This window comes from Flavobacterium sp. 38, from assembly GCF_057799715.1.
Window position 1 is genome coordinate 157,923 of sequence record NZ_JBYNWZ010000006.1, and the last position, 20,855, is coordinate 178,777.

Annotated in this window: 20 protein-coding genes; 11 read left to right on the plus strand and 9 right to left on the minus strand. The window is 33.6% G+C overall.

What is annotated here, in order from left to right; genetic code table 11:
- Position 1 precedes the first annotated feature (1 nt).
- The 3 genes from AC3E9W_RS16100 to AC3E9W_RS16110 all read right to left on the minus strand — a co-directional run bounded on the left by AC3E9W_RS16100 (position 2) and on the right by AC3E9W_RS16110 (position 3,363).
- Positions 2-1,915, minus strand: coding sequence for a DUF294 nucleotidyltransferase-like domain-containing protein (locus AC3E9W_RS16100; protein WP_488769129.1), 1,914 nt, complete (start codon positions 1,913-1,915; stop codon positions 2-4).
- A 521-nt stretch (positions 1,916-2,436) separates the two neighbouring features.
- On the minus strand, positions 2,437-2,859 hold the full coding sequence (locus tag AC3E9W_RS16105) for a hypothetical protein (RefSeq protein WP_488769130.1): 423 nt from the start codon (positions 2,857-2,859) through the stop codon (positions 2,437-2,439).
- Between the two features lie 87 nt (positions 2,860-2,946).
- The gene (locus AC3E9W_RS16110; protein ID WP_456892862.1) at positions 2,947-3,363 is read right to left on the minus strand and encodes a hypothetical protein; all 417 of its coding nucleotides are present in this window, start codon (positions 3,361-3,363) and stop codon (positions 2,947-2,949) included.
- 143 nt (positions 3,364-3,506) lie between these two features.
- On the opposite strand from AC3E9W_RS16110, the gene AC3E9W_RS16115 reads away from it, so the two are divergent.
- A complete protein-coding gene (locus AC3E9W_RS16115; RefSeq protein ID WP_488769131.1) occupies positions 3,507-4,736 on the plus strand; it encodes a multidrug effflux MFS transporter in 1,230 nt (409 codons plus the stop codon).
- 147 nt (positions 4,737-4,883) lie between these two features.
- Here the strand turns inward: AC3E9W_RS16115 and AC3E9W_RS16120 are convergent, their stop codons facing one another.
- The 4 genes from AC3E9W_RS16120 to AC3E9W_RS16135 form a co-directional block, all read right to left on the minus strand.
- Complete coding sequence (locus tag AC3E9W_RS16120; RefSeq protein WP_306155141.1) at positions 4,884-6,149, minus strand: NAD(P)/FAD-dependent oxidoreductase; 1,266 nt, start codon at positions 6,147-6,149, stop codon at positions 4,884-4,886.
- 80 nt (positions 6,150-6,229) lie between these two features.
- Positions 6,230-7,564: a DEAD/DEAH box helicase gene (locus tag AC3E9W_RS16125; protein WP_488769132.1), complete on the minus strand. Its 1,335-nt coding sequence runs from the start codon at positions 7,562-7,564 to the stop codon at positions 6,230-6,232.
- A gap of 185 nt (positions 7,565-7,749) precedes the next feature.
- Positions 7,750-9,288, minus strand: coding sequence for a DEAD/DEAH box helicase (locus AC3E9W_RS16130; protein ID WP_095929316.1), 1,539 nt, complete (start codon positions 9,286-9,288; stop codon positions 7,750-7,752).
- A gap of 109 nt (positions 9,289-9,397) precedes the next feature.
- The gene (locus AC3E9W_RS16135) at positions 9,398-9,931 is read right to left on the minus strand and encodes a DUF6155 family protein (RefSeq protein ID WP_306155135.1); all 534 of its coding nucleotides are present in this window, start codon (positions 9,929-9,931) and stop codon (positions 9,398-9,400) included.
- A gap of 197 nt (positions 9,932-10,128) precedes the next feature.
- Here AC3E9W_RS16135 and AC3E9W_RS16140 point away from each other — a divergent pair, with 197 nt between their 5' ends.
- Together AC3E9W_RS16140 and AC3E9W_RS16145 are read left to right on the plus strand one after the other, a co-directional pair.
- Entirely contained in the window at positions 10,129-10,413 is a 285-nt protein-coding gene (locus tag AC3E9W_RS16140) for a DUF3817 domain-containing protein (RefSeq protein WP_306155133.1), read from the plus strand.
- A complete protein-coding gene (locus AC3E9W_RS16145) occupies positions 10,406-11,653 on the plus strand; it encodes a mechanosensitive ion channel family protein (RefSeq protein WP_488769133.1) in 1,248 nt (415 codons plus the stop codon). Before AC3E9W_RS16140 ends, AC3E9W_RS16145 begins: the two co-directional genes overlap by 8 nt.
- Before the next feature lie 260 nt (positions 11,654-11,913).
- On the opposite strand, the gene AC3E9W_RS16150 is transcribed toward AC3E9W_RS16145, so the two are convergent.
- Positions 11,914-12,333, minus strand: a complete 420-nt coding sequence (locus AC3E9W_RS16150) for a hypothetical protein (protein WP_488769134.1) — start codon at positions 12,331-12,333, stop codon at positions 11,914-11,916.
- Between the two features lie 101 nt (positions 12,334-12,434).
- On the opposite strand from AC3E9W_RS16150, the gene AC3E9W_RS16155 reads away from it, so the two are divergent.
- On the plus strand, positions 12,435-12,836 hold the full coding sequence (locus AC3E9W_RS16155) for a glyoxalase (protein WP_488769135.1): 402 nt from the start codon (positions 12,435-12,437) through the stop codon (positions 12,834-12,836).
- 518 nt (positions 12,837-13,354) lie between these two features.
- Here the strand turns inward: AC3E9W_RS16155 and AC3E9W_RS16160 are convergent.
- Positions 13,355-15,331 carry an alpha-ketoacid dehydrogenase subunit alpha/beta gene (locus AC3E9W_RS16160; RefSeq protein ID WP_488769136.1) on the minus strand — a complete coding sequence of 659 codons (1,977 nt, stop codon included), beginning with the start codon at positions 15,329-15,331 and terminating at the stop codon, positions 13,355-13,357.
- Positions 15,332-15,520: 189 nt separating this feature from the next.
- On the opposite strand from AC3E9W_RS16160, the gene AC3E9W_RS16165 reads away from it, so the two are divergent.
- The 7 genes from AC3E9W_RS16165 to AC3E9W_RS16195 all read left to right on the plus strand — a co-directional run bounded on the left by AC3E9W_RS16165 (position 15,521) and on the right by AC3E9W_RS16195 (position 20,852).
- Complete coding sequence (locus AC3E9W_RS16165) at positions 15,521-16,471, plus strand: isopenicillin N synthase family dioxygenase (protein WP_488769137.1); 951 nt, start codon at positions 15,521-15,523, stop codon at positions 16,469-16,471.
- A 102-nt stretch (positions 16,472-16,573) separates the two neighbouring features.
- Positions 16,574-16,906 carry a translation initiation factor gene (locus AC3E9W_RS16170; RefSeq protein ID WP_456892844.1) on the plus strand — a complete coding sequence of 111 codons (333 nt, stop codon included), beginning with the start codon at positions 16,574-16,576 and terminating at the stop codon, positions 16,904-16,906.
- 87 nt (positions 16,907-16,993) lie between these two features.
- On the plus strand, positions 16,994-17,863 hold the full coding sequence (locus AC3E9W_RS16175) for a nucleoside phosphorylase (RefSeq protein WP_488769138.1): 870 nt from the start codon (positions 16,994-16,996) through the stop codon (positions 17,861-17,863).
- Between the two features lie 72 nt (positions 17,864-17,935).
- Positions 17,936-18,322 (plus strand): VOC family protein, encoded by a 387-nt coding sequence (locus tag AC3E9W_RS16180; protein ID WP_488769139.1) that lies wholly within the window; start codon positions 17,936-17,938, stop codon positions 18,320-18,322.
- Positions 18,323-18,325: 3 nt separating this feature from the next.
- On the plus strand, positions 18,326-18,802 hold the full coding sequence (locus tag AC3E9W_RS16185) for a DUF4265 domain-containing protein (RefSeq protein WP_306155116.1): 477 nt from the start codon (positions 18,326-18,328) through the stop codon (positions 18,800-18,802).
- A 246-nt stretch (positions 18,803-19,048) separates the two neighbouring features.
- Positions 19,049-19,900: a substrate-binding domain-containing protein gene (locus AC3E9W_RS16190; RefSeq protein WP_488769140.1), complete on the plus strand. Its 852-nt coding sequence runs from the start codon at positions 19,049-19,051 to the stop codon at positions 19,898-19,900.
- 19 nt (positions 19,901-19,919) lie between these two features.
- Positions 19,920-20,852, plus strand: a complete 933-nt coding sequence (locus AC3E9W_RS16195; RefSeq protein ID WP_306155113.1) for a transglutaminase-like domain-containing protein — start codon at positions 19,920-19,922, stop codon at positions 20,850-20,852.
- Positions 20,853-20,855: the final 3 nt, after the last annotated feature.

The following is a 20,855-nucleotide window of genomic DNA, read 5'->3' on the forward strand; positions in this document are numbered from 1 at the left end:
TTTATGAGAATTGCGTCAATTGAAATTTACTTTTAATCAGTTCCTCCAGGTCTTTCATTGGGGACAATGCATTTTTTAATTTCTCTTTGTCAGATTTTGACATTTCTCTTATATTAATATATTGGCCAGAGTCGTCATTTTTTAATCCTTCAACAGTTCTAAATTTAGAAAGCGTTAAGAAAGCTTCTGCACAGCTTAAATAAATTTCGGCATTTTTAGAATCTGTAATCGCTAATTGTTTGAATCTCAAATAGGTATTCTGAATTCCTTTTATATTGGCATTTAATATCAATAAACGTGCTCCGTCAATTAATGGCATTAAAGCTCTTGTCTTAATGTCAAACTTATCTTTATGCGGACCGTCTTCTTCGGTTATAAATTTTTTGAAGAAACTTAAAGGAGAATTTCTCTTTAAAGCGTCGTTTCCTAAAAAGTCAAAGAATAAAGTATTGTTTACAGCATTCTTGAAAATCACACTTTCGATCGCTTCTTCAATTTTTGGCTCTCCAAAAACAATTTCATAATCAAAGAAAATACTGCTCAAATCATTACTATTTTCACCTGGAGTATTCATCCAGCTATTGTATTGTTTTGTCCAGTCACTCAATGATTTACACCAAAGCATATTGCTTCCCATATGACCGTTCGGACAATAATCGTAACCTACTTTTTCTAAGATAGAAGTAGTGCGTTTGGCCAGTCTTAAGAAATAATCTTTTACTTCTCTGTATTTTTCAGGAGTAACATCTTCAAAGATTAAAATACTGTCTTGGTCAGTAAGCAATAATTGCTCCTTACGCCCTTGACTTCCAATACTTAACCATGCAAAACGTGCAGGAGGGGAGCCTAAATCTAAAATAGACAATTCGACTGCTCTCTTAATAATAGCTAAGTTAATTTCACTCGCAATATTGCTTACATGCGAAATCGGAATATTCTTTTGAATCGAATTCTGAATCAAATCAGATAGGCGATCACGTATTTGTTTTAAGTCTTTTGGAAGCTGAGAACGCTTAATCTCTTTAATTAATACACCAGGGTTACTAGCTTGTGCTACAATAAGATCGTGCTCAGAAATAATTCCTTTCACAACAGATTTACTTGTGCCGTCTTTGGTAACGCATAAGTGTGTAACATTATGTTTTAGCATCAACAATTGAGCTTCAGCTAAAGACACATTTTCTAAAACCGTTACAACTGGAGACGACATAATTTTGTCTATAGTTTCGGTAATAGGATAGCGTCCGGTTGCAATTTTTGATGATAAATCGGCATTGGTAACGATACCAATAGGGTGATTTTTTTCGCAGATTATAATGTTGTCTAACATAGAATCTGTCATTAAAATAGCAACATCCTTAATTATAGAATTAGCCTGAGTTGTCAAAGGCGAATTATTATAGTTAAGTGACTGAATATATTGCATTTCTGTCTGCTGGTCAATATAATCAGCATCAGAGATCAGCTTGCCATTCGAGTTCATGCTGTCTTTGGTGTGACGTGAATTTACAGCGAAACTTTCCAGCAAGAAATTTAAAACATCAGAATTGTTGGCTACAAAAGGTCTAAATACAGCGATAGGAATAGCATAAATTATGCTTTCTTCACGCGCTTTAGCCGTCATCATGTAGTTATTTTTTGCAAAAAACGGGCGCAAACCAAAAATATCGCCTTCATGACACTTATTCAAAATGGTTTCTTCAGCGTCGGCAATAGTCGTAAGATTAATGACACCAGAAGCTACAACATAAAAGTTTTCATGAAGCGGATCGTTATTTTGAAATAATACCGCATGCTTTTCTAAATTAATGACACGAATATTCGTAGCAATATCTGATAATTCCTGGAAAGTTAAATTATCAAACGGTTTGTATTCTTTTAAAAAATCTGCAATATGCTCAGCAACTGTATTCATATATGTGATAATTTATTTTTAAAGTATCGAATGTAAAAATAGTAAAATAAAGTCTTACAATGAAAGTATCTTTAGCAGAAACTAATTATTTTAAAGAAATGTTAAAAGATAATGGTAATAAGACCTGAAAAAGCTTTTATGTTTTAAAAAATTGAATAATTCGGATTGTCAAAAATGGCGAATTGATTTATTGCATAATGAACCATTCAGAACTAAACTGACGATTTTGCGATATTCGAAAATTTTTAAATTTTAAAACTGTACAGCGCATTTATGGACAACTTGAATTACTATAAATCTTTTAAGCAAATACGCTGAAATTTCAATATTTGAAAATATTTTAAAAATAAAATCATACAGCGTATTTATGAGATTTGAATATATGAGTTTTTAAAATTTAAAATGCGACTGAACAGAAGTATGGTAAACTAAGTTTCAGACAAAATGAAAATTTTCAAACTAAAAGCTATATAGTGCATCATAGGGCGGTTTTCGAAATATTCTATTTTACATAATATAAATTATAGGTCAAATTGAAATAACTCCGAGAAGGAGCTTATTCGTATAATTTCTTCAAAATCATCTCTTTTGGTATTAGATCGATCGCCTCCGCCATTTTTGGTGAACTGCATTACGTTATCTTCTACAAATAATACGGCACTTGATGTTACTCCGTTTTTATCTTTAAATTTTATCTGAGCTTTATCGCCATGCGGATACACATGTCCGGAAACTTCCAGAATTCCAGAATTCAAATCTTTGTGTTCGCTCGTAACTTCGGCGGTTCCAAAAATCTTATAATTAGACTGTGCAATGGTAATCGTAAAAATGAATTCTTTTTTGCAGTTTTTGCATTTTTCGTTTCCCCAAGTTCCTGAGAATTTATTTTGCTGTGCAAATGATTGCAAGGAAATTATAAATGCCAGAAAAAGAAATTTTTTCATTGTAGTTTGTTTTATTAAAATCTGAATCAAATATAAATCAAAAAAGCATCACAAGTTTGCGATGCTTTTTCTAAATTCTATAAAATTTTATAATTTTTTCAAATAAACCGATTTTCCGTTTAATGATACGTCAATCTGGTTTGTTTTTTCATTAAAAGTTGTTCTTAAAGCATTTCCGTTAAAAATGGTCACATCACCATACACGTGGCCTGCCTCAGTTGATGTATAATCAAATTTCACCTTTTTATTTCCTGGCTCAATCCCTAATTTGTAACTTGAAAATTTTGTTCCTCTTAAATCAAAATCCTGTTGCGAATCGATAATTTTTCCGTCTGCATAAAAATTGGTAACCGATTTGCTTAATGTAATGTCTGGATAATACTGGTTTACTTTTTTCAAGAGCTCGTATTGTTCTGTACTAGCTTCTTCTTGTTTTGATGTAATGGTTTGTGCAAACGACATTGATGTGCATAAAACTGCTAATAGTAAAAGATACTTTTTCATAATTTTAATTTTAAGATTAATAAATAGTTATGCCGAATAATGCTGGCAATTACTTTAATTTATTGTTATAAACTTCTTCAAGTTCTATAACAAGATATGAAATCTTTACCTTTGCAAAAAATTATAAGCCCTTTTTTAAGAAAATGACAACAAAAAAATATATTCAGCTTATCCTGATATTAGGTTCTTTAACAGCTCTTGGTCCGTTCTCAATTGATATGTATTTGCCTGGTTTCTCAGGAATTGCAAAAGATTTAAATACCACTGTTGCCAAAGTTTCTATGAGTTTATCCAGCTATTTTATCGGAATTTCAGCTGGACAATTGCTTTATGGACCTTTATTAGACCGTTTCGGACGTAAAAAACCTTTGTTTATTGGACTTTTAGTCTATATTTTAGCTTCTTTAGGATGTATTTATGTAGCTGATATTGATAGTTTTATATTCCTTCGATTTGTACAAGCTGTTGGTAGCTGTGCTGCAACAGTTGCTTCTGTAGCGATGGTTCGAGATTTATTTCCTGTAAAAGATATACCAAAAGTATTTTCTCTTTTAATGCTAGTTGTTGGACTTTCTCCAATGCTGGCGCCTACAATTGGCGGTTATGTTACAGAAGATTTAGGCTGGCATGCCGTATTTTTTATTCTGATGTGCATGGGAATTGTAATTCTGGCAGCTTCACAATTCGGACTTCCTGATACTTATAAACCAGACACTTCAATTTCATTAAAACCAAAACCGATTATTTCTAATTTTCTTTCTGTTTTAAAAGAACCGCAATTTTATACGTACGCCTTTACTGGAGCAATCGCTTTTTCAGGATTGTTTTCTTATGTAGCGGCTTCACCTCTAGTTTTTATGGACATTTACAAAGTTGACGCTAAAACGTACGGATGGATTTTTGCTCTTATGTCCGTTAGTTTTATTGGATCTAGTCAGTTGAATTCGATGCTTTTAAAGCGATTTTCTAGCGAACAGATGATTTTTGGAGCTTTGATTTCGCAATCTGTTATCAGTATAATATTTTTGATTCTGGCTTTGAATGATCTTTTAGGATTGTATCAAACTATCGGAATGTTATTCTTGTTTCTAGCTTGTCTAGGAATTTCAAATCCAAATACAGCAGGATTAACGCTTGCTCCTTTCGCTAAAAATACTGGAAGCGCTTCTGCCTTAATGGGCGCAATTCAGCTCGGAATCGGTGCTCTGGCTTCATTTGCAATTGGTGTTTTCGTGAAAAACTCTGTAATTCCAATGGTTGCCATTATGACGACTACAACTATTACAGCCTTTCTTATTTTAAATATCGGAAAACGTTTTATTAAACAAAAAGTAGAATTGTCGGATAGTGATGATGTTATGATCGGGCACTAAAATAATAAATTCCAAATATTTTAAAATTCCAATCTTTTAAATTCCAAATTCCAATAAAAAAGCCAAAATCATTAGATTTTGGCTTTTTACATTTAATATTTTTCCAAGTTTGGAATTTGGAATTTAAAAAATTGGAATTTTATTCCTTTAGTTTTGAGTTTTCTTATCCGGTCTGATGATCATTCTAAGTGATTGATCTTTTGCGAAATACGCCACCATCCAGTTCCAGAATGTATTTAATCTGTTTCTGTAAGTTATTAATGAAATTAAGTGGATAAAAAGCCAAATGATCCATGCGAAAAAGCCTTTAAAATGCCATTTCGGACTTGGTAAATCTACCACTGCTTTTGCTTTTCCGATAATAGCCATAGAACCTTTGTCTTTGTAAGCAAATGGTTTAAGCGGTTTATTGGTAACCATTGCTTTAAAATTCTTAGCTAAATTTAATCCTTGCTGAATGGCAACCTGAGCAACTTGCGGATGTCCATCTGGGAAATTTTGATCGCCAGATGTAATAGCTGTATCACCAATAGCGTAAATGTTTTCAACACCATTTACTTTATTGTATTGATCTGTTGCCATACGTCTGCCTCGACCGTAACTTTCTTTTGGAATTCCTTCAAAAATTTTAGCAGATACTCCTGCGGCCCAGATTAAATTTCTGGTTTTTATGGTTTCGCCGTTTTCAAATATTACTGTATCATCTACGTAATCCACAACTTTAGTGTTTAATTTTACTACAACACCAAGTTTAGTTAAAGCATCTAGCGTATCTTTTTGAGATTCTTTGCTCATAGGTGACAGTAAGGCATCTCCTCCGTCGACCAAATAAACATTACTTGCTGATGTATCCAATTCTGGATATTCCTTTAAAAGGATATTTTTACGCATTTCGGCAAACATTCCAGAAACTTCCACTCCTGTTGGTCCACCTCCAGCGACTACAATTGTCAATAATTTACGTCTTTTACGCATATCCTTGCAAATCGCAGCTTTTTCGAGATTTTTAAGCAACGTATTACGCATTACGATGGCATCATTTAAGGTTTTCATCGGAATGGCGTTTTTCATAACGTTTTCCATCCCAAAATAACTCGTTTCTGCTCCAGTGGCAAAAACCAGATAATCGTAATCCAATTCTCCATTGCTCAAAGTAATTTTCTTTTCAGCAGGAGAAACAGAAAGTAATTCGCCTAAACGAAATTGTAGATTTTTTTTGCCTGCAAAGAACTTTCTAAAAGGATAACTAATGCTCGAAGGCTCTAAAAATGCAGTGGCAACCTGATATATAAGTGGTGGGAAAAAGTTATAATTATTCTTGTCTACAAGAGTTACTTGTATTTGAGGCTGATTTACAAGCTCTTTCGCTAGATTAAGTCCTGCAAATCCTCCTCCAATAATGACTATTTTCATATATATTGTATTAAGTAGGATTATAAAATAATTCCTTATAAATATACAACTTTAATATACAATGACAATTGTCATATTTATTACTTTTTGAATTTTTTAACTGTTTTTTCAACTATATCGATTTTGTTCTGTAAGACATAACTTGCCATTAGTTTCTCGATTAGTTCCTCTTTCGTTAAATGATGAAAAACAGTTTTTACGCGTGTTTTCAAATCCTGAGAAAGTTCATGATTTGGTTTTGTTTTGAAGATTTGTTTTGCCCATAAAAGCATATTGTTTTCTTCCAAACTTGCCGCTGAAGGTTTTTTAAACTCAGAAAATTTAATTCCTAATTCTCTTTCAAAGTCCGCAATTTCAAAAACTTCTTCTTGCTGTAAAACGGTCAAAGAAAGCCCTTTTGCTCCTGCCCTTGCGGTTCTTCCGCTTCGGTGAACGTAATTTTCGTAAGTGTCAGGAAGGTGGTAATTAATGACGTACGAAATTTCTTTTACGTCGATTCCTCTGGCTGCTAAATCGGTTGCCACTAGAATATTAATATGCCCTTCTCGGAATTGCTCCATAATTCGATCACGAATTCCTTGCGTTAAACTACCGTGAAGCGCTCCAGAAGAAAACTTATTAATGGCTAGATTTTTAGCTAATTTATTAACTGCGGCTTTGGTTTTACAGAAAATAATGCCTCTTTCGCCATCTCGTGAGTTCAAGAAATGCATTAAAACTTCTAGTTTTTCAATAGGATCAACTACAATATATTCGTGATCGATTCCTTCGTTTCCAACAGTTTCCATATTGGCGCTAATCTGAATTACATTTTTATTCAAATAATTCTGAATCAGCTGTTTTATAGTTCCAGGAAGTGTTGCAGAAAATAATAAAGTGCGGTGTTTTTTAGGCAATTCAGCAACGATTTCGTCTAAACTTTCTTTAAGGATAGAAACCATTTCGTCAGCTTCGTCCAAAACTAAATATTCCGCTTGCTTAATTTTGATGGCTTTTCGCTGAATCAAATCGATTAAGCGTCCAGGCGTTGCCACAACAATTTGCGCGCCTTCTTTTAATCTCTCGATTTGCGGTTTTATTGGAGTTCCCCCGCAAATAGATGCGATTGACATATTTGGAATGTATTTTGAAAAACTTTCCAAATTTCTAAAAATCTGCTGCCCTAATTCTCTTGTTGGAACTAAGATTACTGCTTGAACTTCAGCTGATTCTGTATTTATCAATTGTAGCAATGGCAATCCGAAAGCGGCTGTTTTTCCTGTTCCTGTTTTGGCTAAACCTACTATATCATGAGTTTCGCCCAAAAGTAACGGAATTGTTTTTTGTTGAATTTCTGTAGGTTCAACAATATTTAATTCGCTTAAAGCTTTTAAAATTGGAGCCGAAATTCCTAATACTGAGAATGGTTTAGACATGTTTTATATTTTAGATTTCTGATTTTAGAGTTTAGATTGTTTTTAATCAGAATGTTTTGTTGTTGTTTTAAAAAAGGAAAATCTTTGTCAAAGTTATAAACTTTGACAAAGATCATATATTAATTTATATTTTCGGGCATCACAACTTGAAACATGAAACCTGAAACAAAAAAACTTAAAAATTATCAATCTGGTTCGTTCATGATTTTCTCACGATATTTTTTACCGATTAATAAGGTCAATCTCTGTTTGTAATCGTCAACGAGCCATTCGCGATAGTTTTTACTGCATTGGCTCAAACATTTAGAATAGCGTTTGATACGGTCTTCAATATCATCTTCCAATTCTTTTGCAAGCATTTTAGCTTCTTGAAGTGTTTCTGTATTGTCTACACACATTCCCGCATGCTGGTCTAAAGATTTGTCTAAAACTACTTTAGAACGAAGATTCTGTTTGATGATTAATTTATGTTCTTCATCGACATCAAAACTAACATCGGCCGTTTTGCTGAATTTTGCACGCAATTCTGGTGGCATGCTGTATTTAAAGAACATCTCGATTTCGTGATCATCACGCAAGTTTTCTAAATAGAATTCTGGCGATTTAAAGATGTGCTGCCAGTTTACAGGATCGCTCCATAAACCAAAACGCGCTGCATTATTACCTAAATCGATAACTGTAAATTCATCTTTTCCAGGCAATTTACGAGAACCACGGCCAATCATCTGGAAATATAGGGTCAACGATTTTGTTGCTCTGTTCAAAATAATCGTTTCTACAGTCGGTTCGTCAAAACCAGTTGTCAAAATTCCGACAGAAGTCAAAATAGCATCTGGAGTCTTTTTAAACCATTGTAAGATATCTTTTCGCTCTTCCGAACTGCTTGTATTGTCTAAGTGTCTAATATCGTAACCCGCTTCTCTAAACGTTTCATATACATATAAAGAAGTATGAATACCGTTGTTGAAAATCAACGTTTTCTTTCCTAAAGAACGCTCTGTATACGCATGAAGCAATTTTTCCTGCATCAAAGTATTCGTATATAAATCGTCTGAAGATTTTACTGTATAATCACCATTAATACCCACTTTCAACGAAGTTAAACCAACATCGTAGCTATACGTCGTTGCTTTTGCCAAGAAACCTTTTTCGATCAAAGATCCAATGGTATCACCTACAATAAGTTCGTTGTAACTTTGGTGCATTGGCAATTTTATGTTCGAACTCAAAGGCGTTGCTGTTACTCCAAGAATAAAAGCATTTTTAAACGAGTTTAATAATTTTCTAAACGAGTTATAGTGTGCCTCATCAATAATAACCAAACCGATATTATCTAAATGAAGTTTTTCATCATTAATACGGTTTTTCAAAGTCTCAACCATCGCCACAAAACAAGAAAAATCATTCTGGTCTGGCAATTCTTTTACTTTACTATTGATTATTTTGTTTGTAACGCCAAAACCTGTTAACATTTTTGAAGTTTGTTTACAAAGTTCGATACGGTGCGTTAAAACAACCACTTTTTTATCATTATGAGATAAATAGCGGCGAACGATTTCAGAAAATATCACTGTTTTTCCTCCTCCTGTCGGAAGCTGATACAGTAAATGATGTTTTGGAGGAGCATTGTCTAAACGGTCAAAAATAGCGTCTATGTCGCCTTTTTGGTATGCATAAAGTTCTTTCTTCTCTTCTCTTTGTATTTCTAAAGTGTTTTGAGACATTGTTTATTTTTGGATTTTTGCAAAAATACACCGAAAAAACAGTTATTCATCTTAATTTAACCTAAAATAAATATTTTTTTTAAATAAAGATTTTTTATGAGAAGGGCATTTAGTAGTCGATTTTCTCCAAAATTGCCTCAAAATCGTACTTATTTTTCCATTTTTGCTCTACAGTTTCGGTCTGAATTGCATTAATTCGCAATTTAAAATCGTTAAAAATTCCGTTTGAAACGATAAAATTGACTGCTTGCTCAAAAGAATTTAGGATGCTTTTGTAAAATAATTCCTGCTTGATAAAATTTTGCGAAGAAAACGTTTGCGCAATTTCGATATTGTAAAGCATAATATCGGCAACAACATACGAATCGACACCCAACATTATAAAATGCTTAATTAACTTCTGGGCAACCGATCTTCGCATTTTGGCTTTCGGGCGCCATTTTGCTCCCGGTTTTTTGATCGGAAAATACTCGTGCGAGATTTTAACCTTTGCTTCCTGCAGCAATTTGTCTTCTTTCGGATTAAAAACAAAATCATAATACACTTTTACAGGAGCAAATTTCTCATACAATTCTATTAATTGTTCTTCTAACTGCTCTTTGGTTAATTCTCCTAAATATTTTTTTAAATCTCTTTTGCTCATACAGTAAAGATAATTTTCAAATTTTTAAATTCCAAATTCCAATTTTGCTTACTGTCCAACTTTGTCAAAGTTTAAAACTCTGACAAAGTTTACGAATGTATTTATAGGACAAAAAAGCATTTTATTTTCAACTTTTAAATCCTAAAATCAAACCATAATGCCTAATTTTGCTGCTGTAAAACTTAAAAAATACATACATGCTCAAGCTTTTCAAAATCACTGCCATTTTAGAGGGAATCTCTTATTTAGTGTTATTTGCTAATATGTTGATTATCAAAAACAACAATCCAGAACTTTACCATACATTATTACGTCCGTTAGGAATGACACACGGTGTTCTATTTATCGGATACATTCTTTTAGCCTTTTTATTGAAAAAATCCATGAATTGGGATTTAAAAACTTTTGCCATCATTTTAGTAGCTTCTCTTATTCCGTTCGGAACTTTTTATATAGAGAAAAAGTATCTGGAAAATGCATAAGCTTTTGGAGAAAATATTCAATTTTTTATACCCTCTATTTAGAGATTGGGGAATGAGCCGCAATTTTGCGTCTTATACCAGCCTGATCTTTAATATTGCTATTTTAATAGCGCTCGCTTACATTATTTATTACGCAGCCAAATTTCTTTTAGTTACACTGACTGCTGTTTTTGCTCAGCGAACTAAAACCAAGTTTGACGATTATTTAATTCAAAACAAAACCACCAGATATACGGCTTATTTAATTCCGTTTTTCTTTATCTATAAAGCGGTTCCCGTTATTTTAGATAAATACGAATATTGGGAATCCATGTTCGGAAAAATTGTCGGCATCTATATTGTATTGTTGGGACTATGGATTGTTCGAACGGTTTTCAACTCGTTACGCGATTATTTAAAGCAGAAACCAGAATACAGCGATAAACCAATCGATAGTTTCGTTCAGGTTATCATGATTGTGCTTTGGATTTTTGGTGTTGCCATGATTATTTCGACTTTATTCGGAATCAAGAAAGGCGAATTGCTAACGATTTTAGGAACGCTTTCGGCTATTATCATCTTAATTTTCAGAGATACTATTCTTGGTTTTGTTTCAAGTGTTCAAGTTGCCATAAACGACATGGTTCGTATTGGTGACTGGATTACAATGGATAAATTTGGTGCCGATGGAGATGTTATCGAAATCAATTTGACGACTGTAAAAGTTCGAAATTTCGACAATACCATTACTACTATTCCAACGTATGCTTTAAGTTCTGATTCGTTCCAAAACTGGCGCGGAATGCAGAATTCTGACGGAAGACGTATTAAAAGACATGTTTTGATAAAAAGTAGCACAATTCGTTTTTTAAATGACGAAGATTTGCATCAATTGAAAAAAGTACAGCTTATTAGCTCTTATATTGAAAGCCGTCAAGCGGAAATTGATCGCTATAATGATCTTAGAGGAATTGATAAAACGCTTTCGCTAAATGGCCGAAACATGACCAATTTAGGATTGTTTAGAAAATATATCATGCAATATCTGCACGACCATCCAGGCTTGAATAAGAATATGCACATCATGTGCCGACAGTTGCAATCGACTGCACATGGAGTTCCGTTAGAAATTTATGTCTTTTCAAGTGATAAACGTTGGGCCAATTATGAATATATCATGGCCGATATTTTTGATCATGTTATGGCTTCAGTAAGATATTTCGATCTTGAAATATTTGAATTGCCGTCTAGTATAGGCTAAATTTTTAACCGCAAAGACGCAATCCCGATAGCTATCGGGAACGCAAAGTTCGAAAAGTTTTTTAGACAAAGCTTTGTGAACTTTGCGCTAAAATTAGCCACAGATTTCACAGATTAACACAGATTTAAATCCTTTTAATCTAAATAATCTGTGGCAAATATTAAGCGCAAAGCTTTGCGAACTTTGCGTTTTTATAAGATTAAGTATATCAAAAAAACTTGCGAGCTTTGCGGTAAAATCTACGCAAACAACAGCCTGAATTATTCTTTCACTTCTTCAAAAACGAAATCTGGGTTGTTATAGTTTAATGTTCCTGGATAAAAGCAAGGAAGATTCATATACGTTCCGATTGCGCCTTTTCCTTGAATGAGCTGTTTGTCTTTTTTTAATAATGCCAATGGAATTCTTTTCCAGCTTCCGCCTTGCGAAATAAAATGATAATCTCCTCGCAAAGTATCACCATTTATATTGCCGCGAACATCTCCAGAATCCTTTCCAATTTTATTGTAGAAAATTTCATAGCGCCCAAAAAAACGTTTTACGCTGATTTTTAAAGCTAAAACCGCGCTATCTTTTCCGTTTACGGACTGATAATGCACCTCTTTATAACTGTTCTCTTTTGAAGTACAAGAAATGATCAGGAATAAACTGGAAAGAATGAGAATAAAATAAGCCTTCATAATATATTTTTTCAACCAATAATGGTTTATAAGTATTTTACATTTAAAACAAAAATAGACTTTTAGTATTTTATTTTTCGCTAAATTTAAATAAAAACCCCATGGAAGATAGAGATACTTTTTTAAGAGAATTCAGAGGCGAAACTTTAGGAACCGTAAGTGCTCAATCTTCACCAGATGAGATCTTTCAAAACCAAACGATTAGGCCTATTCTGAAATTGCAAAACGATTTGTTTATAGCCGTTTTTATAAATTATATCAATAAAAACAAACGAGATTTTTATTCTTATTCAGTAGAAAAGAAACTCCAGACGATTGAAAACTCCATTCAAAAAGATATTAAATTCAGAAATTCATTAAAAGGAATCATAATGGCTCTTTTTACGATTGATGAATACGATACTTATATCCAAAATTCATCTAATTTGAATAAACGAATGATGAATTTGGTTATTGAAAGACTTAAAAGTCAGGTTCAGCTTTTTGAGGTAGAAGTTAAATAGAGGAACTAAGCTACTGAGCTTTTTTCTGCTCTGAATCATAATGCTTAGCGTTTAAAAAAGCCATAGATTATAAGATTAAAAGGATTTCAAGATATAAACCCGACAGGTTTCTAAAACCTGTCGGGTTTAAAATCTAGCTTTGCGATCTTACTCAGCGCAATGATAAACGCAAAAACTTAGCGTTCTTTGCGTAAAAAAAGCCACAGATTATAAAGATTAAAGGATTTCAAATGTAAATCCGAGAGGTTTCAAAAACCTGACGGGTTTTAACAAATCCAGCTTTGCGATCTCATTCAGCGCAATGATAAACGCAAAAGCTAAAAAAAAACTTAGCGTTCTCTCCGTTAAAAAAACACAGGTTATAATATTAAAAATATTCCAAAATATAAACCCGACAGGTTTCAAAACCTGTCGGGTTTAACAAATCTCGCTTTGCGAACTTATTCAACGCAAAAATAAATGCAAGCTTTTAAAAAAAAATCTTAGCGCACTTTGCGTTAAAAAATACACACAAAAGCTTAATATTTTAAAAGCTCAAGCAGAGCTTGCTTAAATCGATCTCTCGGTAAAAACTGATCTTCCAAAGCTTTAGTGAACGGAATTGGAGAATCTAAACTCGCTACACGTTTTACTGGAGCATCTAAATATTCGAAACAATTTTCCATAATTAAAGCTGAAATATCACTTGCAATTCCACCAAACATGGTGTCTTCTTGATAGATAATCGCTTTTCCAGTCTTTTTAACCGAAGCAAAAATAGTTTCAGTATCCAAAGGCTGTAAAGTTCTTAAGTCAATTAAATCGGCATCAATTTCTGGGTTGTTTGCCAATGTTTCTAAAGTCCAATGAACTGGCGCTCCAAACGAAATAATAGTGACCGATTTTCCTTCTTTAACCAAAGCGGCTTTACCTAAAGGAATAGTGTAATAATCTTTTGGAACATCTTGATAAACACTGCGATACAATAATTTATGTTCGAAAAATAATACCGGATTCGGATCGTTAATTGAAGTGTTTAAAAGTCCTTTTGCATCATAAGGAAATGCTGGATAAACCACTTTTAAACCTGGAGTTTTGGTAAACCAAGCTTCATTAGTTTGCGAATGAAATGGTCCCGCCTGAGTTCCTCCGCCGCAAGGCATTCTAACCACAACATCAGCATTTTCGCCCCAGCGGTAATGTGATTTCGCCAAAAGATTCACAATCGGATTAAATCCTGTAGAAACAAAATCAGCAAATTGCATTTCTACAATAGCTTTGTATCCATTTATAGACAATCCCATTCCGGTAGAAACGACAGCACTTTCACAGATTGGTGTATTTCGAACACGGTCTTTTCCAAAAGCATCTACAAAACCTTCCGTTATTTTAAAAGCACCGCCATATTCTGCAATATCCTGCCCCATAATCACAAGGTTTTTATGGCGCCACATAGATTGCTCTAAACTGTTTCTAATAGCATTTATAAAACGGATGTTTTCTACTTCTTCTCCGTGAGTATATTCTTCATAGTCAAAAGGTTTGTAAACATCATCTAGTTCTCCGCTGTAAGTTGGTTCAATTTCAGGTTCGGCATTTGCCATTGCCCAATGTTCATCGATTTCCTTTTTGATTTCAGCATGAAGCTGTTCGTCGAACTCAGCAGTTAAGATTCCGTTTTCGGTCAAATATTTTCTGTAATTGGTCACTGGATCTCTCAGTTCCCATTGATCCATTAAGTCTTGAGGAACATATTTTGTACCACTCGCCTCTTCATGCCCTCGCATTCTAAAAGTTTTAAATTCCAATAAAACCGGACGCGGATCTTCCTGCATTTCCTTTTTCAGCTGAGACAGTTTATTGTAAACTTCCACAATATTATTTCCGTCAATAATCCAGCTTTCAATTCCGTAGCCAATTCCTTTATCAGCAAGATTTTCGCAAGCGTATTGCTCGTTTGTTGGTGTCGAAAGTCCGTAACCATTATTTTCAACAATAAACATTACAGGCAATTTCCAAACGGCTGCAATATTTAGAGCCTCGTGAAAATCTCCCTCGCTTGTTGCGCCTTCGCCCGTAAAAACGGCAGTGATTTTTTTATTGTCTTGTAGTCTATTCGCTAAAGCAATTCCATCAGCAATTCCTAGCTGCGGACCCAAATGCGAAATCATTCCAATAATATTGTATTCTTGGGTTCCGAAGTGAAAACTTCTGTCGCGGCCTTTTGTAAAACCATTTGCTTTTCCCTGCCACTGCGAGAATAAACGATGGAGCGGAATTTCTCTTGTTGTAAAAACTCCAAGATTTCGATGCATTGGAAGTATGTATTCTGATTGGTCTAAAACAGCAGTAACACCAACAGCAATAGCCTCTTGCCCTATTCCTGAAAACCATTTGGAGACTTTTCCCTGACGAATCAAGATGAGCATCTTTTCTTCAATCAGTCTTGGTTTTAATATTTTTTTATATAAATCTAATAATTGAGCGTCAGTGAGGTTTTGTCGGTAAAAAATCATGTAATTTTTTGTTTTTTAGTGTTTCAAATATAACAATTTGCGTTAATTTTATTGGTTTTGAAAATAAAATTTTAATTCGAAGCTAGCTTTTAATGCCTGAGCGTAAGATTATTTTCTAAAATATTCTATACCTTTGTTAGCGAAAGGTACTTATGACACCTTTCTTTCTTTAAATAAAAAATGTAAAGTATGCAAAACATTCCTAGTGTAGACTTACGTGATTTCCTTTCGGACGACCCGAAACGTAAACAAAAATTTGTAAATGAAATCGGCAGTGCATTTGAAAACATTGGCTTCGTAGCCTTAAAAGGTCATTTCCTTGATGATCAATTGGTGAACGAACTTTATGGTGAAATTAGAAATTTTTTCGCCTTGCCAATAGAAACTAAGCATAAATATGAAATCCCTGGAATTGGCGGACAAAGAGGTTATGTTTCTTTTGGAAAAGAACATGCTAAAGGCCGTAAAGAAGGAGATTTGAAAGAATTTTGGCATTTTGGTCAATACGTTGACAAAGATTCAAGATGGGCTTCTGAATACCCAGACAATGTTGAAGTTACCGAATTACCACGATTTAATGCAGTTGGTAAAGAAGCGTATCAAAAACTAGAAAAAACGGGTGTTTATGTTTTAAGAGCTTTGGCTTTACATTTAGGTTTGGATGAGTTTTATTTTGATGAATATGCAAAAGAAGGAAACTCTATTTTAAGACCAATTCACTACCCTCCTATTACTTCTGAGCCAGAAAATGCAATTCGTGCAGCGGCTCACGGCGATATCAACTTGATTACATTGCTGATGGGAGCTCAAGGTAAAGGATTACAGGTTCAAAATCACGATGGTGAATGGATTGATGCTATTGCTGAAGACGATGAATTAGTAATTAATGTTGGAGATATGTTGTCTCGACACACAAACAATAAACTAAAATCTACAATTCACCAAGTGGTAAATCCGCCGAGAGAATTGTGGGGAACTTCACGTTATTCAATTCCGTTTTTCATGCACCCAGTAAGCGATATGCGTCTGGACTGTCTAGAAAACTGTATTGATGCAGAAAATCCAAAGAAATTTGAAGATATTTCTGCGGGTGAATTCTTGTACGAACGTTTAGTAGAATTAGGTTTAATTAAAAAATAAACTTTTTAATTCAATATTATAAATTCCAAATTCCAAACTCGTATTGGGATTTGGAATTTAATTTTTTATATTTATTCGAATTTATTTTTAGCATAAAATTTTATGGATTTAAAAGATCAATTAAAAAATTTATTTCCAGATCACGAAGAATCGAATGAACCTGAGCAGATTGAAGAACAAGAACATGTTCTTTATGTTCAGAAAGAGCCAATGATCTGTAAATTTGAAAAAAGAAAAGGAAAAGCAACAACCATAATTGAAGGTTATGAAGGCTCAGACGAAGATTTCAAAATCTTAGCCAAAGAAATCAAAACCAAATTAAGCGTGGGCGGAACTTTTAAAGACGCTTCGATCATAATTCAAGGCGATTACCGCGATAAAATTATGGCAATCTTAAAAGAAAAAGGATTTAAAACCAAAAGAGTCGGAGGGTGAGAAATTTTAGATTTCTGATTTTAGATTTTAGATTAGAAACCTTTGAACATTTGTTTCTTAGAACCTCAGAACCTTAAAAAGAAAAAAATGATACAATCTTCAGAATTGATATTAAATCCAGACGGAAGCGTTTACCACTTAAACCTTCGTCCAGAACATATAGCACACGACATTATTTTTGTTGGTGACCAAAATAGAGTAGAAAAAATCACTCAGTTTTTCGATTCAATCGAACATTCTGCTCAAAAAAGAGAATTTAAAACTCAAACCGGTATTTACAAAGGCAAAAGAATTTCTGTTGTTTCTACAGGAATTGGCCCTGATAATATTGATATTGTGTTGAATGAACTTGATGCATTAGTCAATATTGATTTGAAAACGCGCCAACCAAAAGAAAAATTGACTTCTTTGAATATTATTCGAATTGGAACTTCGGGTTCGTTACAAGAAGATATTCCAGTTGATAGTTTTGTAATGTCTAAATTTGGTTTAGGATTAGACAATATGCTTCGCTCCTACTTAATTGATGACGTTTCTATTGCAGAAATTGAAGATGCATTTGTAAAACATACCAATTGGGATCCTAAAAAAGGAAAACCTTATGTTATAAAATGTTCTGAAACCCTAGAAAAATTAATCGAATCTGATCGAATTTTTAAAGGAATTACAGCAACAGCCGGCGGATTCTACGGTCCGCAGGGTAGAGTTTTGCGTCTGAATATTCAAGATGAAGAATTGAATAATAAAATGGATAATTTTAGTTTTAATGAAACTAAAATCACTAATTTAGAAATGGAAACAGCAGCAATCTACGGGCTTTCTGCGCTTTTAGGACACAATGCTTTATCGCTTAATGCTATCATTGCAAATCGTGCCAGCGGAACTTTTAGTGAGGATCCGTACAAAGCAGTAGATGAATTGATTGCGTATACATTAAATAAACTGGCAGAGAAATAATTAGATAATTGAGTTAATTAGAAAATTAGTCAATTATAAATTAAATGATTTTAAAACCGACGATAAATTCAAATGCATTTAAGAGTTGCGCGACACACAAATAATTTAAAAGAAATTGAAAATTTCTACGTCAATGTTTTAGGATTTGAACGTTTAGGAGGTTTTCAGAATCATAATAATTATGACGGCGTGTTTATCGGGCGACCAGATTTAGACTGGCATTTTGAATTTACGCAATCTGAAACGAAGGCAGTTCATGTTTTTGATGAAGATGACCTATTGGTTCTTTATCCAGATACAATTCGAAAATACAATTTGCTGTACATTCAAATTATGGATCATAATATTGAATTTATTAAAGCTGTAAATCCTTACTGGAATGAAAATGGAAGAATGTTTCTTGATCCAGACGGTTATCGCATCGTAATTTCGCCTTTAAAAGCAACAAAATTAAATTAAAGAATGGAACAGGAAACTCATAAAAAAATACTATTTAAATACTATAGTGATTATCTAGACGAAGTAGTATCTGAAACCATGTGGGCAGAAATTATAGATTTGGAGAAAGGTCTTTTTAAACTGGATAATATTCCATTTTTCGGGCCTTTGATTGCTACAGACGACATTTTTTATGCAGAATACGATGAAAAAGAAGAGCGTTTTATGCATCGAAAAACAATTCAGAATTCTGGAAACTCAATTGTTCAAATTGCTATTCTGGAAAAAGGGTTTGACAAAGAAATTATCCGAGACAAATTAAAGGCAATTAATTGTTTGTCGGAAGGTTTGAATGAAACTTTTTTTGCTGCAGAAATAGCCAAAGATGTAGATTATTCTTTGGTAAGAAGTCTTTTGAACGAATATGAATCTCAAGAAATTATCGAATTTGCAGAACCTTGCCTTTCAGAAAAACATAGGGCAGATTTATTAAAAAACTAAAAGTAAAAGCTTAATTTAACACATAAAAACATAGTGTCTATTTACTAAAAAAGAAGACAGAGAGAAAAATATTTCTTTCACATAGTTTGCTATGTGCATTCAAATGAGTGAAACACCTTTTTTCAGTTTGCTAAAACTATGTTTCTATGTGTTAAAAAAATTGAGTAACAAAACAAGACTAACCATACCTTATATATTTAGATTACGCATACGCATACCAAGCAACTTAACTTAAACTTAAAATAAATGAAAACTGTCAAAATTGCGGGTGTTCCGGAACACTTCAATTTGCCGTGGCATCTCTGTATTGAAAACGGCGAATTTGAAGAAGAGAACATCGACTTACAATGGACAAATGTTCCTGAAGGCACAGGAAAAATGTGTCAAATGCTTCGCGACGGAGAAACAGATCTAGCTGTTATACTGACCGAAGGAATTCTAAAAGATATCTCGGCCGGCAATCCGAGTAAAATTGTTCAGATTTATGTGCAATCTCCTTTAATCTGGGGAATTCACGTTGATGCAAAATCTGATTTTCAGACACTTAAAGATCTTAAAAACAAAAAAGCGGCTATTTCTAGACTTGGTTCAGGATCGCAATTAATGGCTTATGTAAATGCCAATGAGCAAGGCTGGCAAATGGACGATCTTGAATTTGAAATCGTAAACACGATCGATGGCGCTGTTGATGCTTTGACCAATAAAAAAGCCGATTATTTTATGTGGGAACGTTTTATGACGAAACCTCTTGTAGACAAAGGCATTTTTAGAAGAATTGACGACTGCCCTACTCCTTGGCCTTCTTTTATCATTGTCGTGCGCGATGAGTTCTTAAAAAAGAATGCTAAAACGGTAGAAACCATTCTTAAAATAATCAACAAAACAACCGTTGATTTTAAAGAGATTCCAGAGATTGACAAGAAATTATCGAAGCTGTTTAACCAGAAAGCCGAAGATATTAAAGAATGGCTGAAACTGACGCAGTGGTCACAGAAAAATTTGACAGAAAAATCATTTAATAAAATTCAAAATCAATTATTTGATCTGGGAATTATTGATAAAAAAAGTATTTTTGTAGAAACAGTAAAAGCATTGTAAATACTGCTTTTTGATTCGTATGATGAAATTCCCTAAAATTGACTTACCGTATTTAAAATCCAAGCTGCAGGTGAAATCACCGTGGGACAGGATTATTATAATGCTGTTGAGCCTTTTAATTACCATACCGATTTTCATCATACTGCATCAAAATTTAATCGATTTAGAATGGGCATTCAATCTAGATCGCGTATTCATCTTTATTTTTGTTTTTACCGCAGTATTTTTTCTTCTGATGTATCTCAGAACGATAATTATTTTGTGCGTTGCCGTTTATCTTTTAATTCTCTTTTACGGATCTGTGATTGGAAATTATGGTTTTAGCGAAATCTCAGAAGATTACAATTCGATGATTTATACAATGTCAGACAATCCGTATCCGCAAGATATTATTGTAGCAAAACTGCTTCCGTTTCCCAATAAAACAAAGATTATTAATGCTATAGAATACCAAAATCCCAAAGTGCGAAACTTTGCTATTATGGCAACAACCAAACATTTTAAAGGAATTAGAGGCTATTCAGATTATCGAACCATTATTCAGTGTTTTGCTGTTTTTAAAGAAATAAACGGCAGATGGAATTATGTTAACGATCCAAAAGAAGGTGATTACATCGCAACCGCCAGCGAATCTTTAGAGTATTTCTCTGGCGATTGCGACGATCACTCTATCTTGATGGCCGCCGCCATACGCTCTATCGGCGGAACTCCGCGCCTTATTCATACCAAAGGGCATATTTATCCAGAAATTTTAATTGGTTCGATGATTGATTTGGAAAAAGTCAATTATCTGATCAAAAATGTTCTTTTTACAAAAGAAAGCTACGGTAAAAAACTGCATTATCACATAGACGAGCGCGGTCAAGTCTGGATGAATTTAGATTATACAGCAACTTATCCTGGAGGACCGTTCATGTATGAGGAAATTTTAGGAGCTTTGACTCTTAATTAATCC

Coding starts and splice junctions, on each gene's coding strand:
- AC3E9W_RS16100 (WP_488769129.1), bottom strand. CDS start 1,915: ATGAATACAGTTGCTGAGCATATTGCAGATTTTTTAAAAGAATACAAA.
- AC3E9W_RS16105 (WP_488769130.1), bottom strand. CDS start 2,859: ATGAAAAAATTTCTTTTTCTGGCATTTATAATTTCCTTGCAATCATTT.
- AC3E9W_RS16110 (WP_456892862.1), bottom strand. CDS start 3,363: ATGAAAAAGTATCTTTTACTATTAGCAGTTTTATGCACATCAATGTCG.
- AC3E9W_RS16115 (WP_488769131.1), top strand. CDS start 3,507: ATGACAACAAAAAAATATATTCAGCTTATCCTGATATTAGGTTCTTTA.
- AC3E9W_RS16120 (WP_306155141.1), bottom strand. CDS start 6,149: ATGAAAATAGTCATTATTGGAGGAGGATTTGCAGGACTTAATCTAGCG.
- AC3E9W_RS16125 (WP_488769132.1), bottom strand. CDS start 7,564: ATGTCTAAACCATTCTCAGTATTAGGAATTTCGGCTCCAATTTTAAAA.
- AC3E9W_RS16130 (WP_095929316.1), bottom strand. CDS start 9,288: ATGTCTCAAAACACTTTAGAAATACAAAGAGAAGAGAAGAAAGAACTT.
- AC3E9W_RS16135 (WP_306155135.1), bottom strand. CDS start 9,931: ATGAGCAAAAGAGATTTAAAAAAATATTTAGGAGAATTAACCAAAGAG.
- AC3E9W_RS16140 (WP_306155133.1), top strand. CDS start 10,129: ATGCTCAAGCTTTTCAAAATCACTGCCATTTTAGAGGGAATCTCTTAT.
- AC3E9W_RS16145 (WP_488769133.1), top strand. CDS start 10,406: ATGCATAAGCTTTTGGAGAAAATATTCAATTTTTTATACCCTCTATTT.
- AC3E9W_RS16150 (WP_488769134.1), bottom strand. CDS start 12,333: ATGAAGGCTTATTTTATTCTCATTCTTTCCAGTTTATTCCTGATCATT.
- AC3E9W_RS16155 (WP_488769135.1), top strand. CDS start 12,435: ATGGAAGATAGAGATACTTTTTTAAGAGAATTCAGAGGCGAAACTTTA.
- AC3E9W_RS16160 (WP_488769136.1), bottom strand. CDS start 15,331: ATGATTTTTTACCGACAAAACCTCACTGACGCTCAATTATTAGATTTA.
- AC3E9W_RS16165 (WP_488769137.1), top strand. CDS start 15,521: ATGCAAAACATTCCTAGTGTAGACTTACGTGATTTCCTTTCGGACGAC.
- AC3E9W_RS16170 (WP_456892844.1), top strand. CDS start 16,574: ATGGATTTAAAAGATCAATTAAAAAATTTATTTCCAGATCACGAAGAA.
- AC3E9W_RS16175 (WP_488769138.1), top strand. CDS start 16,994: ATGATACAATCTTCAGAATTGATATTAAATCCAGACGGAAGCGTTTAC.
- AC3E9W_RS16180 (WP_488769139.1), top strand. CDS start 17,936: ATGCATTTAAGAGTTGCGCGACACACAAATAATTTAAAAGAAATTGAA.
- AC3E9W_RS16185 (WP_306155116.1), top strand. CDS start 18,326: ATGGAACAGGAAACTCATAAAAAAATACTATTTAAATACTATAGTGAT.
- AC3E9W_RS16190 (WP_488769140.1), top strand. CDS start 19,049: ATGAAAACTGTCAAAATTGCGGGTGTTCCGGAACACTTCAATTTGCCG.
- AC3E9W_RS16195 (WP_306155113.1), top strand. CDS start 19,920: ATGATGAAATTCCCTAAAATTGACTTACCGTATTTAAAATCCAAGCTG.